We start from the raw sequence: 16,214 nt of genomic DNA on the forward strand, positions 1-16,214 counted from the left end.
TAATACCTAACTTCAAATAGTGGATCATCTATTTACACCTCTATTAATCTCATTTAAATTCCCTGTAAATGAAAATAAATGGATTTTGAAGTTAAGTTTGTTGACACAATAAATCTATTTTGTGCTACAATTTTCAAAAAAAGTAACACAGAATTGGATTGAATCGTAAAAGTTAGAGGGGGAACAACGTAAATGCGTGGATTTTCATGGGGGAAACGATCAGTTAGAGCGGGAGTAGGCATTTTACTGATATGCACAGTTGGGCTGTCGGGATGTACACAGGGGACATCCTCAACAGAGAGCGTCCATCAGGCGGCGACTTCTCTTCCCAAAGAAGAATTGGTGCTGGCCGTTGGCACGGAACCGGAAGGTGGATTTGATCCCACTACGGGCTGGGGACAGTACGGTTCGCCGCTCTTTCAGAGCACTTTGCTGAAAAGGGATGCCAAGCTCCAACTGGTCAATGATCTGGCGACAGAGCATTTCGTCAGTGAAGATGGGATGACTTGGACCGTCACACTCCGGGATGATGTAAAGTTCTCTGATGGTGAGTCACTGACGGCCGAAGATGTCAGGTTTACGTTTGAAACGGCTGCCAAGAGCGGTTCGGTCATTGATCTTACCAATATGGCTGATGTGGAAGCACCGGATACAACAACTGTCGTCTTTACATTGAAGTCGCCGCAGTCCACGTTTATCAGTCTTCTGACTACACTCGGTATTGTGCCTGAGCACGCCTATGGTCCTGATTATGCCGAGCATCCGGTTGGGTCTGGTCCATACAAGCTGGTGCAGTGGGATAAGGGTCAGCAGGCGATCGTCGAGGCTAACGAACAATATTACGGGAAAAAGTCTACATTCCATAAACTGACGTTCCTCTATCTGGATGAAGATGCGGCATTTGCGGCGGCGCAAGCCGGAACAGTCGATATCGCAGCTATCCCTGCGGCATTCAGCAAGCAGCAGGTGAACGGAATGAAGCTGGAATCAGTGAAAACAGTCGATAACCGAGGCATCATGTTCCCGATGCAACCCGCAGGCGCGAAGTCTGGTGACGGCCTGCCCGCAGGCAATGATGTTACATCCGACATCTCCATTCGTAAAGCGGTAAATGTCGCAATTGATCGCACTGCATTGGTGGAGGGTGTACTGGAGGGGCAAGGTCGTCCAGCTTACTCGGTCAGCGACGACCTGCCGTGGAGCAATCCGGATTCTGTATTTGCAGATGCGAATCCCGATGAAGCGAAGCAGATTCTGGCTGATGGCGGCTGGGTGGATACAGATGGTGATGGAATTGTAGAAAAAAACGGCACAAAGGCCGAGTTTAATCTGATTTATTTTGCAGGGGATCTAACGAGACAATCTTTAGCGCTGGCTGCTGCGGATATGGTGGCCCAGGCAGGGATCAAGGTCAATGTAGAGGGAAAGAGCAGGGAAGAGACCAAAAAGCTGGCCTATACTAATGCCGTATTATTTGGGTGGGGAAGTCATGATCCGCTTGAGACATACAACCTCTACAGTAGTACCCATAAAGGGGAAGGTTACTACAACACTGGATTGTACAGTAACCCAACTGTGGACAACTGGATGCAACAAGCTCTCCAAGCGACAACGGAAGAAGAAGCACTGCCCTTCTGGCAGAAAGCGGAGTGGGATGGATCGACAGGATTTAGTTACCAAGGCGATGCGCCCTGGGCATGGCTGGTGAACATTGATCATCTGTATCTGGTGAAGAATGGTCTAAATATTGGTGAACAGCAGATCCATCCACATGGTCATGGGTGGCCGGTGACATCCAACCTGGAAGAATGGTCCTGGGAGGAAGAATTGAAATAGAAACGCTGCGGTAGCTTTAGCCTGAATTGGGGAGAGATTGGATGGAGGACAGGATGGGATGGGCCAGATTTGTCGGATTTAAAATGCTGCGGCTGTTATCTTTGCTGGCAGGAGTCAGTGTGGTGTCTTTTATATTAATGCAGTTCTCTCCAGTGGACCCGGTGGAGGCTTACATAGGTGGAGATATGATCAGGGTGAGCGCAGAACAACGCAGTCTTATTGAAGAACGTTGGGGACTCAATGATTCACCCGTAGAACGGCTGTTTTCTTGGGGGCAGGCACTAGTTCAGGGCGATCTGGGAACATCGATGATCTATAGACAGCCGGTTGCGGACATCATCCATGAACGATTCATGAATTCTGTCGCTCTTATGGCGGTGGCATGGGTGTTATCCGGTCTGATTGGATTCGGTCTGGGTGTCGCTGCTGCCATGAGGCGGGATTCGCGGCTGGATCGTCTGATCTGTTGGTACTGTTACACACTGGCTTCCACACCGGTATTCTGGATCGCGCTGTTACTGCTCATGGTATTCGGTGTATGGCTTGGCTGGCTGCCAATCGGACTTGGTGTACCTGCGGGCATGGCAGCAGATCAAGTGACATGGGGAGATCGGGCCATGCACATGATTCTGCCTGCGCTGACGTTGAGTCTGACGGGCGTAGCCGCTATTGCCTTACATACCCGGCAGAAGCTTTTGGATGTGCTGGACTCGGATTATATTCTTTTTGCGAGGGCACGAGGTGAGCGAGGTATTCAACTGTTTCGTCGTCATGGGTTCAGGCATGTGGTACTGCCAGCTTTGACGCTGCAATTTGCTTCATTTAGTGAATTGTTCGGTGGAGCTGTGCTCGCGGAGCAAGTGTTTTCCTATCCCGGATTGGGGCAAGCAACAGTCCAGGCTGGATTGCGCGGTGATGTGCCGCTGCTGCTTGGACTTGTGTTGTGCAGTGCGATCTTTGTGTTTACAGGCAATATGATTGCCGACATTCTATACCGTATTATTGATCCGCGCATGAAGGAGGAGGCTATAGGATGAAACAGACATTGGAACGTCCCTCCCGGCCTGCGGCTCAGACTGCACAGCATCCGAAAGTTAACTCTCCCGAAAGTGAGGCGGGGAACAAGAGAAATTGGAGGTCAGTACATCCACGTACTCATGGTGGGAAAGGTTATTCAGGTGGCAGTAATTCTCGTTTCCGTAATCCGCGCAAATGGGCGATAATCTGGGGTGGCCTGGGTGTGACATGGATTGCAACCGTGTGGCTGACAGGCAGACTGCTGCCCGCTGAATCGACGCTGACCTCCTTGATGGATCGGAATCTGGCTCCGGCTTGGGCGCATCCTTTCGGTACGGATTGGCTGGGACGAGATATGTTCTTGCGCACATTGAAAGGATTGGCAACGAGCATTCAGGTGGGGTTACTCGCGGCTTGTGGCGGCGGACTTATCGCGCTATTGCTGGGTCTTGCTGCTGCTTCAGGGAAAGCTGCGGACAGGGTCATTTCATGGATCATTGACCTCTTCCTGAGTGTTCCTCACCTGGTATCGCTGGTGATGCTAGCTTTTGTGTTCGGTGGAGGTTTGCCTGGGGTGGCGTTAGCCATTGCCCTGACCCATTGGCCGAATCTGGCCCGGATTGTACGGGCAGAGATGATTCAGTTGAGATCAGCAGAGTATATTCACATCTCACGCAGATTGGGTCATTCGCGAATTCGTATTGCGGTGCAGCACATGCTGCCTCATCTGATCCCGCAGCTATTCGTGGGAGTGCTGCTGATCTTCCCTCATGCCATTCTGCATGAGGCAGCGATTACGTTTCTGGGGCTGGGGCTGTCACCGCAGCAGCCAGCGATCGGTATTATTTTATCAGAGTCGATGAGATATTTATCTGCAGGGATGTGGTGGTTGGCTTTTTTCCCAGGTCTTGCATTGTTGATGGTTGTTCGTGCGTTTGATGTGTTGGGCGGTAGTCTGAAGACATTAACGGGAACCGGCAGTTCAAGGGAGGTGGTGTAGACATGGCGCTTCTTGAAGTGGAGGAAGTATCGGTTTCGTTCCGGCGTGCTCGGGGATGGTTTGGGCACGAGGAGACCCAAGTTATTCAGGATCTGAATCTGTCTGTCAATGAAGGGGAGATTGTCGCCGTTGTAGGGGCAAGTGGATCAGGCAAAAGTGTGTTGGCGCAGGCGATCATGGGCATTCTTCCTGCCAATGCGACGATAGAAGGCCGGATTAGCTATGCAGGCGAACCCTTGACCATGGACCGGCAGCTTCATCTGCGTGGAGATAAAATGGTGTACATTCCCCAATCGGTCAGTTATTTGGACCCGTTATTAAAGGTAGGCAGGCAGGTTCAACCTGTAAGCCAAAAGACAGGGCGTAAGCACGGATCGACGCTCCGATCCACGATGCAAAAGGCAGAGCAGGAACTGACGGGACGTTATGGATTGCCACAAGGCACGTCGGGAAAATATCCGTTTGAGCTGTCAGGTGGTATGGCTCGGCGGGTATTGATGGCAACGGCCACCTCCGGTGATCCGAAACTCATTATTGCAGATGAGCCCACACCTGGCATTCATTCCGAAGTGCTGGCTGAAACGATGAAGCATTTTCGTCAACTGGCCAATGAAGGCGTCGGCATCCTTTGGATTACCCATGATATTACGACTGCTTTGACGGCAGCAGACCGCATATCCGTATTTTACGCAGGCTCCAATGTGGAGACGGCGCAGGTTTGTGATTTTACGGGAAAGGGCGAAAGATTAAGACATCCATACACGAAGGCGCTCTGGAATGCATTGCCGCAAAATGATTTTCAACATTTGTCTGGTACCCAGCCTGCAGCAGGTCGGCAGCAGGTAGAAGGATGCTCATTTGCACCACGTTGCATTGGAGCGACCATGGCTTGCACGAACGAACGTCCTGAGCTGCGCAAGGTCCGAGGCGGGGAAGTGAGGTGCATCCATGCCACTTGAGGTTAGTGATGCAGGGTATCGTTATGGCAAAGGCGCTTGGGTATTTCAGGATATAAGTATGAAAGTACAGCAGGGAGAGGCCGTTGGCTTGTGGGGACCCAGTGGTTGTGGAAAAACAAGTATTGGGCGTATTCTTGCAGGATATGTGGAACCGTTGGCAGGTCAAGTGCTGCTGGATGGGAAACCGCTGCCCAAAACCGGAGCCTGTCCGGTCCAACTTGTATTCCAGCATCCGGAGAAAGCGGTGAATCCACGCTGGCGAATGCGCCGTGTCTTGAAGGAAGCCATGATCGAGGATCAGGAGCTGCTCAATGACTTGGGTATCCAGACGAATTGGCTGGATCGAAGGCCCGGTGAGTTGTCAGGCGGAGAATTGCAACGATTCTGCGTTGCACGTGCACTCGGCACAGCAACTCGTTACGTGATCGCTGATGAGATGACCACCATGCTGGATGCGATCACACAGGCACAGATCTGGCATACCGTGATGAATATCGCGCGTCAGCGCAACCTGGGACTGTTGATCATCAGCCATGATTGGGAGTTGCTGGACAGGTTATGTGATCGGATTGTGCAGATGCCAATTTCATAGCTTACGGGTATAAACCGTTTTCCAATATAAAAGGGGTGTCCGAGTAGTCCATCATGAACATTAATCATGGATATGACTACGGGGACAGCCCCTTTTTGCAATTTTAAAGAAACCAATGCTTTAACGAAACTAGCGCACGCTATTAGACGGAATTCTACACTTTCGGTGTTGGAACGAATCATAGACACCTTATATGCCCGATTCGTTAGCGTCTTTAATTTACTTTAACGTATTTCAACTTACTTGGTCGACAGCCTGCCCATTAACACAGACAATCTGCGCATGGCTTCTTCCACTGTTGAACGTGGGCAGGCCAAATTTATGCGCATGAATCCTGTGCCTTCTGCTCCGAAGATACTTCCATCATTGAAGGCGAGTCCCGCTTCCTTGAGCAGCATAGTACACAGCTGCGCATGTGGAATATTCAACTTTCGGAAATCCATCCACAGCAGGTAAGTCGCTTCTGGAAGTTGGATTCCGATTTGCGGCATATGCTCTGCGACATACTGCTGCACGTATTCCATATTTCCGCGGATATAGGCAAGACAGTCATCCAGCCATTCTTCAGCGCCGTTGTAGGCCGATTCGGCTGCTACTGCTCCCAGCGTGCTGATGTTGGCAAGTCCCATTGTTTTCACGCCTTGCGTGAATGATTCCCGCAGCTTGGCGTTTGGAATGATGATATTGGAGGTGCAGAGACCTGGTATGTTGAACGTTTTGCTTGGTGCTGTACAGATGATGCTGAGTTCAGCGACAGCTTCAGAAATAAGGGCCAATGGAGTATGCGCGCCGCGTTGGTGTACCAGATCGGCATGAATCTCATCCGAAACGATAATTACATTATATTGCACGCAAAGTGCAGCAAGGCTTTGAAGTTCTTCATGAGTCCATACCCGTCCAACCGGGTTGTGAGGACTGCACAGAATTAACATTTTGACCCGACCCGTCTTCAGGTAGGATTCCAGATGTTCCAAATCCATGGAGTAATGTCCATCGTTCTCCACCAACGGATTAGTCATCAGTTCTCTGTTTTGACCACGTACCACATCATAGAAGGGTGCATATACCGGAGTCTGAATTACTACTGCATCTCCCGGTTCGGTGAACCGTTGTACAGCAATGCTGAGTGCAGGCACAATACCTGGGGTGAATACAACCCATTCATTGTTAATACTCCAGTTGTGACGGCGCTCCATCCATCCCGATAGCGCAGCGTGATACGCATCTGTTCGCACCGTATAGCCAAAAATTCCATGTTCCATTCGAGTCTTCAACGCTTGAATGACCGACGGCGGAGCGGCGAAATCCATATCAGCAACCCACATGGGGAGTGCATCCGCAACACCAAAAATCTCCTCAAGCGCATCCCATTTCTCTGATCCCGTGGAGAGCCGATTAATCGGCTCGTCAAATGTATGATTATTGTTCTTGCTCATTGCTTAAATCCCCCTTGAAATCCGTTCCTTCGACTACAATCGACAGATTATTATCTAATAAATTTGGTGATTTCGCAACTTGTAACAGCGGATGGATTCCATTTTATATAGAGCTGCATCCAGGAATATATTCATGTAATAACAATGATTCGAGTGTGAGTATGGACAGTGACGCAGTATATACCCTATTTCCAAACGTCCAAACAGTAAAAACCACCAGGGAAGGTCCATGATATGACCGCTTCCACTGGTGGCTTTTTTGCTGATCCTGAATTCTTCTCGCTCAGGCAGACATGAAGAGCAGGAGGAAGAATATTTATCTTTTATTTCATAAATATGATCTTATTATGGCGTTACAAGTGCTCGTTAAACCATCCAGCAATATGCTCCAGACGACGTACCCGTAAGTGCGGGTGACCTCCGCGGGACAACTCGTGATTGGCTCCCGGGAAACGAACGAACCGAGTGGTCTGTTTGCGTCGCTTCAAGGCAACATATAGTTGTTCAGCTTGTTCAATCGGACAACGCAGATCCTGCTCACCATGCAAAATCAGCAGCGGCGTGCTGACATTACCCACATATGCAAGCGGAGAATGTTTCCATAACTTCTCGGTGTCATCCCATGCATTACCGCCAATCTGGTCTTCCGTGAAAAAGAATCCAATATCACTGACTCCGTAGAACGAGAGCCAGTTAGAGATGGAGCGCTGAGTGACGGCTGCCTTGAAACGGTCAGTATGTCCAACAATCCAGTTAGTCATGAAGCCACCATAGCTGCCGCCAGTGACGCCCAGACGGGACTCGTCGATAAACGGATATCGGGAAACCGCATAATCCATGGCTTCCATCAGATCACGATAATCCCCACCGCCATAGTCACCCCGGCAGGCATTCACGAATTGCTGCCCGTATCCGAGCCCACCTCTTGGATTAATATATACAACAGCATAGCCCTGTGCTGCGAGGATTTGGAACTCATGCATAAACGTAAAGCCATACATCATATGTGGACCGCCGTGAATTTCAAGGATGGTTGGGACTTTGACTCCTTCCACCATACCAGCCGGTTTCAGCATCCAGCCTTGCAGTCGCAGGCCATCAGAGGAATCGAACCAGAAGGTCTCGGGTGTGCTAAGTTGGATTTCTTCATCCAGTTGAGGATTGCTATGGGTCAATTGTATAGGCACGGCCCCAACTTCATCAGGTTGAGTATATAGAAAGAGATCACCAGGACGAAGTACGTCTGCTACGCCTGCCACAATCTGTCCATTTTCCAGCTCAGCAAACTGATAGAACTCTTTCTCGTCCGGCAAGATGTATTCGGCATGACTGCCATCACGTGCGAATCGGGCAATCCGGACGCTACCTTCAATAGTAACAAGACAGAGAATGGATGAACCATCACGACTGAATACCGGGCCCGTATTAGTTAAGTGTGAGCGCATATCACCAACGAGGCTATGATTGATCTGTACATCCCAATCCTTGCTCAGACATACAGGTTGGCCGCCTGAGATCGGAAGGGTATAGAGCTTGACCAACGTAGCATTTCCATAGGAACGGTCGCTGGCAAGCAGTGCAAGGGATTGTCCATCAGGTGCGTACGACAGCCGGCCGAAAGAGTATCCTTCCGGAGTCAACTGCTGCACGTCAGATCCGTCAGCCTTGGCACGATACACATGGTTTGTCAGGGTGTAATCGTTATGCTGCTCGCCTTCTTCCGGAAACTGAGCGATCCAGGCAATGGACTCTCCATCCGGCGACCACGCATAGTCCCCGACGTCATAATGGCCTGTAGTTACAGGGATCGCTTCTCCGCCTTCAGTTGGAACACGGAAGAGATGGGTTCGTCGACCGTTCCACAATCCACCGCTGTCAGATTTCATTCGAATTCGATCCACGACAAGTTCTTGCAGCAGTTTTTTATCTATGTCTTCAGTTTCATCTTCGTCTTTTTCACTCATGTCCACAGATGATTTAACAAGCAAAGTGAGCCCATCCGGTGACCAGAGCAGGGAGCTAACACCATGCTTTAAATGGCTGACTTGCTGTGCTTCTCCACCATCTGAGGCGATCAGCCACACTTGTGTTTTGCCTTCATGTTCTCGTAAAAAAGCAAGCTGTGAACCATCCGGCGACCAAGCAGGAGCGTGATCCTTATCTCCGGATGTGAAAGCTCTGTCCTTCTGGTTCTCCAGGTTAAGGAGTCTCAGGTGAGAAGAATAACCGTCTCGTGCTTCGTTTGTTTTCCGACTTACATATACCAGTTGTCCGCCCTGAGGAGACGGAGTTGGATCATTAACCCATGTAATCTGAAAAAGATCTTCCGATGTTATGCCGCGCAGACTATTCATTGTTTGTCCTCCCACCACGATCAGATTGTTTTAATTTCCTAACCTTTCCATTTATATTAACGGAAAGCATGAGGCAGGACAACACGATTCTGAACGAACGTACTCCTATTTCTTAACAATATCGCCTGTGCCTGAAAGGAATTATTGGAAGCATGACGAATCCTAATGTTGAATAGTCATGAAATGGACGAAAAGCTGTCTGAAAATGATGTTTATTGTCAGTTGAATCTGTTTAATGAACAATGATATTTAGGTATATTTGGAAATTCAGCTCATTTAATGAGCTGTACCCCGTTTATATAGATCATTCTTGTCTCAGTCACCATGAAGGAGGAGCATCACTTTGTCCACATCCTATGATCAACAGCACGTGGAATACCCGAGCCGGAAGCGAATGGCATGGCTTACAGTGGGGGCGGCACTTTTTGTAGCAGCCGGATTTTTTTTGATGTTTGATGGTTCTTCAGCCAAGGGATCTGCCATTTCTTCCGTTATAGGCTTGTTCTCCATTATATTTTTTGGGCTTTGTCTCTGCTACAGCCTGGTGAAGATGATTAAGAAGGAACCTTCCTTTGTTGTCGATGAACATGGGTTTGTGGATTCATCTTCTTACACATCAGGAGGGTTAATTGCCTGGAAAGATGTTGAGAATATTTTTATGTATGAATTCATGGGACAGAAGATGATTGGGGTTAAATTGTGGGACGAGAAAGCGTTTCTGGATCGTCAGAATGGGATGAAGCGCAAATTAATGACGGTAAACAGCAGCATAGTCGATGCTACGGTAAGCATTGCCCAGAACAGCCTCAAGTTACCACTGGATCAGTTGTATATCATGATGGTGGAGCGTTGGAAGCGATCGAATGAAAGGGCGAGTGAAGGGAGTAGCTTTGATCTGTTTAATAATGAATAGATAATGAGGAATATTGTCAGATTGGAGGAGTACAGATGCAACAAGGAAATCAGACGCGTACGATCCAGCTACCCGATGGGACAACACTGCCTGCAATCGGACAGGGAACATGGTATATGGGTGAGAAGCAATCCAGTCGGAGAGAAGAAGTTCAGGCACTGCGTTATGGTATTGAACGTGGAATGACAGTAATAGATACGGCTGAGATGTATGCTGAAGGCGGGGCGGAAGAGGTCACTGGTGAGGCGATAAAAGACTGTCGTGATGATGTATTCCTGGTATCCAAGGTGTATCCTCATCATGCGGATCGGAAGCAGATGATTACCGCTTGTGAGCGCAGCCTTTCGCGTCTGGGTACAGATCGCTTGGATCTGTATCTGCTGCACTGGCGTGGAGGTGTGCCGTTGGAAGAGACGGTTGAAGCTCTGGAACAGTTGAAACAATCAGGCAAAATTCTGCGCTGGGGTGTTTCGAATCTGGATACAGAGGACATGCAGGAGCTATGGAACATTCCAGCTGGTCAGCATTGTGCAGTGAATCAGGTGCTGTATCATGCAGCTTCTCGTGGTATTGAATACGAGCTTCTTCCCTGGTTGAGGGAACGCCGTATTCCTGTTATGGCCTATTGTCCGCTGGCCCAAGGTGGCAGGCTTCGTAAAGAATTGTTGGAGCATTCAGTCATCCGTGAGATTGCCAAGGATCGAGGAGTCAGTCCTTCGCAAATTGCGTTATCCTGGGTTATCAGGGATGGAGACATACTGGCGATCCCGAAAGCTGTACAGCTGAATCATGTTGCAGAAAATGCTGCGGCGATGGACGTTATTTTGACTCAAGATGAAGTTGTTCGGTTGAATGAGGCATTCCCTGCACCTAAGGGTAAAGTGCCTTTGGATATCGTATAGTAACTTCTTGTAAGATCGATTACATCATACAATGACCGTAATTGGAAGAATCAAGAGTAATAAGAGCAGATCTGAGGATCTGTTCTTTTTTTTGCATTTGGAGCTATTTTAAATAAATGGGCTTTACAACAACAAATCACTAGTGTACTATGTAACTAACACACAGATACAGAGAGGAGCGAGGACATTGTGAGCATCGAATTTGACAACAACTTGCCAATCTACCTGCAGATTATGCAGTACATCAAAAGACAGATTGTGACCGGGACACTTAAGGCAGGCGATAAAATCCCTTCGGTTCGTGAGCTCGCGGCCGAATTACAGATCAATCCTAATACAGTACAGCGAACATTTCAGGAGTTGGAGCGGGAAGAAGTGGTTGAAACCAAGCGAGGTCTGGGCCGATACGTGACAAGTGAGGAGTCGAAAATTATGACGATCAAAAAAGAGATGGCTGGTGAATTGCTGGAGCGTTTTCTGACAGGAATGCAGGAGCTGGGCATCGAAGAACAGGATATCGTAAATATCGTCGCTGTTGCCGTTGCGGAAGGAAAGCAATCACTGCATCGCGATGGAATAGGAGGAACAGTGAATGAGTAATATTCTTGAGCTGAACCATGTGAGCAAAACGTATGGCGGCAAGAAAGCACTTCATGACATCACGCTTGATATCGCACCAGGCCGAATTGTAGGTCTGCTGGGCAGTAACGGCAGCGGTAAAAGTACTTTGATGAAGCTGGTTGCAGGGCTTCTGCACCCTAGCAGTGGAGATGTTCGTGTTACGGGAAAAGCAGTAGGTTTGGAAACGAAGTCGCTGGTATCCTTTATGCCGGACCGCCCATTAACCGAGAGTTGGATGAAGGTACGGGACGCGATTGCGTATTACCGCGATTTCTACGCTGATTTTGATCAAGAGAAAGCGAGAGAGATGCTTGATTTCATGAAGCTTGGAGAGGGAGATAAGGTAAGACATCTGTCGAAAGGTATGAATGAACGACTGCAATTAACACTGGCTCTTTCCCGTAAAGCTCGTCTTTATCTGCTCGATGAACCGATTGGCGGGGTAGACCCGGTTGCACGTGGCAAAATTCTGGATGCGATTGTGAAGTTCTATGACGAAGACAGCAGTCTGATCATCTCTACACATCTCGTAACGGATATTGAACGAATTTTTGATGAAGTGATCTTCATCCGTGAAGGGGAATTGGTAATGCGGGAAGAAGTGGAGACACTGCGTCTCAAGTACGGTAAAAGTGTGGATGAAATGTTCAAGGAGGTCTATGCGGAATGATGACACTGCTGAAGTATGACTTTAGAAGGAATTGGAATACATTGTTGGCTGGGCTAGCCGTATTGATTATCGTTCAGATTGGGCTGGCATTGTTTTTTTCTGAAGTAACAGGGAGTGTTGTAGGTGTCATTGCATATGTCGGAGCAGGTGTGGCTATTTATGTGAAAATGATCAAGACATACCGATCCAATATCCGTTCGTTCAACCGCCGTCTTGTGCCGGTAACAGGGCTGTCTCACGTCTTGTCTCCGATCATATTCGGAACACTCTGCTGGCTGGGCTTAATGGTTGTTGCTGCCATTCACTACTTTATTTACAGTACCACGCATACAGGGATTAACTTTACCAGCTACATTAACGATTCGGGTATTCATGTTTCGGAGATTCTTAATGTGTTGCTGTTTCTCTGGTGGGTGGCTATGTTCAGCATCATAATCATCTTCCTCTCCATTTCTATCGGAGGCAGCTTCCGCTTTAAAACAGGACCGTGGATCAGTATTGTCGCATTTTTCGTACTAGTCAATGTCATTAGCTGGCTGGAGAATATCATCTTCTCGGGTCGTTTTAATTCGAACGAATTATTTCATTTCACTGAAGAAAGCACAGCGCTCTCCTTTACGTCCAATCGGATTACATGGTCAGATGGAACATGGGCCAGTATTATTTTTGAAATCATCGTGGCTGTGATTTTGGTTGGTGTTGCTGTGTATCTGAATAATAAAAAAGTTGAAGTTTAAGATAAGATTCTGTCAGCTGCAATTTAGCTGGCAGATTTTTTATTTGAAGCAATTCCCATTTCTTATACGTAAATAGGGATATATGTCGTTTTACAATAAAGGAGAAGGTTTATTTCTTGTAAGGGAGGGGTTTCATGGAACTCTATTTCAGAGATAATTTCTTTAATGCAGGGTACACCGAGATTATGAACCATGAACAGGAACAGGCAGGTCATCTCGATTTGAAAAGTGCCTTTGGTTCATCGCTTGATGTATTCGATAACTCGGGACTCATTTGCAGTGGTAAATTCCGCATGTTAAGTAACCGTTGGGATGTAACCTCAGCCGATGGAAGGGAATGGGGTGTCTTACGGGCGAGGATCAGTTTCTTCAGTAAGAAGTATGAGTACGATGCAGGACCGCGTGGTGTGTATGATGTCTCCGCTCCGGCGTTTTCACATGAATATGATATCACCGGGATGGGCGGTAAAGTTGTGGCAAGCTTCAGGCGTACAAGTGGCTGGTTCGGTTCAGGCACATTTGTGTTAGACAACCAATCAGAACATCTGGATACGTATGAATTGATAGCGGTTGTGATGGGTGTGCATGCGATTAATAAAAGAAGGAACTCGGCTGCCGGTAGTGGCGCGTAGAGAAAACATATGAACAAAGAGGCTGTCCCTTAGGTCGTTAGCATAACGGGGGACAGCCCTTTTTGTATTATATTATTCTAATGAAACGAACACACGCTATTTGTCCCCCTATGCATAAGTTGGACGTTTAACGAATCACAACTAACAAGAGCTATGCAGAATCACTGCCGTCTGCATTGGCGAAAGGCTTTTCAATGGTGTGGCTGCGCACTCCTCCAGAAGTCCGTTCAGGCAGTGCTTCAAGTTCGGTTTCCGCATAGCGTGCCAATACTTTGGCGGCTGTCTCGGACATTCGCTCTCGAAGCGCAGCATTGTCTGCAATCCGTACCCTTTTGCCCAGAAAACGCATTTTGGACAGCACATAATCCATCTCATTCCGCGGGATGGTCAGTTCAATGCGGTACGTCTGTTGGGCTTCCACAAATTCCACCTGCTTCTCGAAGCAGGAAAAGGCATACAGAATTCGGGACAACTCCTGATTGAACTCCGGCAGCACTTCGATCATTACAGTCGTCTTCCGGTTTTCCGTTAAAATCGCGATTTTGGCAGCATATTGAGAAGCAGTTTCCGGTTGAAGCGGCTGAGCTTCCGCGGTAATGATGCTGTGCAGCTTGGTGGACATCAGTTTGCTGTAGAGTGGAGCATACCAGAGTACGTACCATTCTTTTTTGACCATGGAATATTCGAGCTTGTAGGGGTATCCAAACTGATCCTGGCTGATTCGTCCATTGCGTACACGCCCTGTCAAGCGAAACCCCTGATGATGCAAAATCATCTGCCGTAATGGTTTGAGCAGCGGATGAAAGACACTGTTTTCTTCACTTTTGGCTTTTTCGGTCAGGTAATCCTGAAGGTCCAGATCCTGCTCTGCATCCAGCATGTCATGCATTTTGTGCAACGTGTCAGGGTGCAGCGCTTCTGGTGCGGCAGGGTGATTCAGCATCATGCGCAGCCAGGCCCGTTCCTGGGATGTCCAGGTGAATAGTCCGGTTTCATTCAATCTCGTCATCATCTGGTAGTTGAACATCTTCTCGAACAGATTCATAATATTGCGCAATCTCCTTCCATTCCTTAATCATCTCCTGACGCAGCCTCTGTGGAGCGATCACCTCACAGCTTGAGCCAAAACTCCGAAGCCACGGCTTAATCTCGGTGATACCGTTGACCTGGATTTCATAGAGGAAGGTATGTTCCGTTTCGGGCGTAATCGTTCCCCATTGGCCTTGCAAACGAACCCGATCCAGAATGAAGTTACGCTGGCCGTCCTGAGGATGGAAAAATCGGGCTTGAACCGTCACGGTGTTTCCCGTATCCACCAGCCAGCTGTAGCGGCTGATCTCGGCCCACTGTTGCTTCAATTCGAGCATATATTCTTCTTCAATCGAATCCTGTTCCTCCAGCTGTGTAATGCCTTCCATCCGGAATTTCACAAAGCCACGGCGTCCCTGATATCCAATGACATACCAGCGGCCATACTGATGGTCATAGACCACTTCAAGTGGTACGATCCGGTTGGATCGTCCGCCTGCTTCCCGTTCAAAGCGTGGATTCGTATTCTGCGAGCTGTAGCTGGACGGTTTTTTGGGTGAATAATACAGAAACTGCACATGTTTTCGTTGGCGAATCGCACTAAGCAGAGTGTACAGATGTGCTTCGTCCAGAATGCGTGAATAATAGTGGTATTTATATATGAATGGCTCGGTGGCTTCTTCCTGCGGATAACTTGCGGCAATGGCCTTTTTGAGACTGTCCCGCAATATATAGCCTTGTACGGACGGAACCTGAGTGTTTGCCATAATATCCACAAAATCATACAACTCCAACTGTTCTTCCACGGATAGACCCGTAAGTACGTCCTGCTGCAAAAGGTAACGATATGGCCTGCCGCCAGGTTCCTTGCGGATCACCCCCACTTCTTCCAGATACTTCAGATCGGAGCGAATGGTCTTTTCGTCAGGCAGCGCCAGTTCCTCTGGAAGTTCAGCGCAGCAGGCATCCAGTAATTCCATTGCGGTTAAAGCTTGATCTTGCAGGGTATGCAAAAGGACAGAAAGTCGCTGCACTTCAGTCTCTTTCATCGACTTGGCTCGAAAGAGGAAGAGCAGCATAGGCTCAGCAGATTCTCCGTACTGGAAGCGAACAAGGTCCGCCATTTCTTTGTTTGGTTCCGAGCCTGAGCGTTGGTCAGCGACGGTCTGCATGATTTCTTTTAATCTGCGTTGGGTTTTATCAAAAGTATGTACGGAGATGCCGAGTCGTTCGGCATACTGTTTACGGTTGTACGCACCACTTGTCAGGGACAACATGCGCAGAAATTGAATTTCTTTGTCAAAGCTTTCTTTAGCCATGAATATTCACTCCTTGGTGGCCTGGAGTCAGGCGGATATAGTGGATGACTATGTTGGCAGAACAATTCTGCGATATATAGAAACATTCGTGATCTTCCCATTTACTATATCCCTACATTGTATCAGGATGAGTGGCTGGTTTCATTTTAAACTTATGGAGGTCGCCATACTTTCGCCATGTTCGCGTGCAGACGTGT

The 16,214-nt window shown here is 48.3% G+C and carries 15 protein-coding genes; 11 read left to right on the forward strand and 4 right to left on the reverse strand.

The window, feature by feature from the left end; genetic code table 11:
- Positions 1 to 192: 192 nt before the first annotated feature.
- From BLS14_RS16395 to BLS14_RS16415, 5 genes are read left to right on the forward strand one after another with little or no spacing between them, the layout of a single operon-like run.
- A complete protein-coding gene (locus BLS14_RS16395; RefSeq protein ID WP_090952955.1) occupies positions 193 to 1,836 on the forward strand; it encodes an ABC transporter substrate-binding protein in 1,644 nt (547 codons plus the stop codon).
- A gap of 41 nt (positions 1,837 to 1,877) precedes the next feature.
- Positions 1,878 to 2,873, forward strand: a complete 996-nt coding sequence (locus BLS14_RS16400) for an ABC transporter permease (protein WP_090952957.1) — start codon at positions 1,878 to 1,880, stop codon at positions 2,871 to 2,873.
- The gene (locus tag BLS14_RS16405) at positions 2,870 to 3,853 is read left to right on the forward strand and encodes an ABC transporter permease (RefSeq protein ID WP_256336511.1); all 984 of its coding nucleotides are present in this window, start codon (positions 2,870 to 2,872) and stop codon (positions 3,851 to 3,853) included. Before BLS14_RS16400 ends, BLS14_RS16405 begins: the two co-directional genes overlap by 4 nt.
- A gap of 2 nt (positions 3,854 to 3,855) precedes the next feature.
- Complete coding sequence (locus BLS14_RS16410) at positions 3,856 to 4,812, forward strand: oligopeptide/dipeptide ABC transporter ATP-binding protein (protein WP_090952959.1); 957 nt, start codon at positions 3,856 to 3,858, stop codon at positions 4,810 to 4,812.
- On the forward strand, positions 4,802 to 5,404 hold the full coding sequence (locus BLS14_RS16415) for an ABC transporter ATP-binding protein (protein WP_090952961.1): 603 nt from the start codon (positions 4,802 to 4,804) through the stop codon (positions 5,402 to 5,404). The genes BLS14_RS16410 and BLS14_RS16415 overlap by 11 nt, the downstream gene beginning before the upstream one ends.
- Positions 5,405 to 5,643: 239 nt before the next feature.
- On the opposite strand, the gene BLS14_RS16420 is transcribed toward BLS14_RS16415, so the two are convergent.
- Together BLS14_RS16420 and BLS14_RS16425 are read right to left on the reverse strand one after the other, a co-directional pair.
- Complete coding sequence (locus BLS14_RS16420) at positions 5,644 to 6,840, reverse strand: MalY/PatB family protein (RefSeq protein WP_090952963.1); 1,197 nt, start codon at positions 6,838 to 6,840, stop codon at positions 5,644 to 5,646.
- A 353-nt stretch (positions 6,841 to 7,193) separates the two neighbouring features.
- Entirely contained in the window at positions 7,194 to 9,194 is a 2,001-nt protein-coding gene (locus tag BLS14_RS16425; protein WP_090952965.1) for a S9 family peptidase, read from the reverse strand.
- 343 nt (positions 9,195 to 9,537) lie between these two features.
- Between BLS14_RS16425 and BLS14_RS16430 the strand changes: the two genes are divergently transcribed.
- The 6 genes from BLS14_RS16430 to BLS14_RS16455 all read left to right on the forward strand — a co-directional run bounded on the left by BLS14_RS16430 (position 9,538) and on the right by BLS14_RS16455 (position 13,669).
- Complete coding sequence (locus BLS14_RS16430) at positions 9,538 to 10,107, forward strand: STM3941 family protein (RefSeq protein ID WP_090952967.1); 570 nt, start codon at positions 9,538 to 9,540, stop codon at positions 10,105 to 10,107.
- Between the two features lie 35 nt (positions 10,108 to 10,142).
- Complete coding sequence (locus BLS14_RS16435) at positions 10,143 to 11,009, forward strand: aldo/keto reductase (protein WP_072735180.1); 867 nt, start codon at positions 10,143 to 10,145, stop codon at positions 11,007 to 11,009.
- Between the two features lie 189 nt (positions 11,010 to 11,198).
- On the forward strand, positions 11,199 to 11,609 hold the full coding sequence (locus tag BLS14_RS16440) for a GntR family transcriptional regulator (RefSeq protein WP_090807902.1): 411 nt from the start codon (positions 11,199 to 11,201) through the stop codon (positions 11,607 to 11,609).
- Positions 11,602 to 12,300, forward strand: coding sequence for an ABC transporter ATP-binding protein (locus BLS14_RS16445; protein WP_063567684.1), 699 nt, complete (start codon positions 11,602 to 11,604; stop codon positions 12,298 to 12,300). The genes BLS14_RS16440 and BLS14_RS16445 overlap by 8 nt, the downstream gene beginning before the upstream one ends.
- On the forward strand, positions 12,297 to 13,037 hold the full coding sequence (locus BLS14_RS16450; RefSeq protein WP_076290239.1) for a hypothetical protein: 741 nt from the start codon (positions 12,297 to 12,299) through the stop codon (positions 13,035 to 13,037). The genes BLS14_RS16445 and BLS14_RS16450 overlap by 4 nt, the downstream gene beginning before the upstream one ends.
- Before the next feature lie 134 nt (positions 13,038 to 13,171).
- A complete protein-coding gene (locus BLS14_RS16455) occupies positions 13,172 to 13,669 on the forward strand; it encodes an LURP-one-related family protein (RefSeq protein WP_090807905.1) in 498 nt (165 codons plus the stop codon).
- A gap of 151 nt (positions 13,670 to 13,820) precedes the next feature.
- Here BLS14_RS16455 and BLS14_RS16460 read toward each other — a convergent pair whose 3' ends face one another.
- Together BLS14_RS16460 and BLS14_RS16465 are read right to left on the reverse strand one after the other, a co-directional pair.
- Positions 13,821 to 14,714, reverse strand: coding sequence for a WYL domain-containing protein (locus tag BLS14_RS16460; RefSeq protein WP_090952969.1), 894 nt, complete (start codon positions 14,712 to 14,714; stop codon positions 13,821 to 13,823).
- Positions 14,662 to 16,017, reverse strand: a complete 1,356-nt coding sequence (locus tag BLS14_RS16465; RefSeq protein ID WP_090952971.1) for a helix-turn-helix transcriptional regulator — start codon at positions 16,015 to 16,017, stop codon at positions 14,662 to 14,664. The genes BLS14_RS16460 and BLS14_RS16465 overlap by 53 nt, the downstream gene beginning before the upstream one ends.
- Positions 16,018 to 16,214: the final 197 nt, after the last annotated feature.

Source organism: Paenibacillus sp. OK060 (assembly GCF_900101205.1).
In the GTDB taxonomy this organism is placed as follows: Bacteria; Bacillota; Bacilli; order Paenibacillales; family Paenibacillaceae; genus Paenibacillus; species Paenibacillus marchantiae.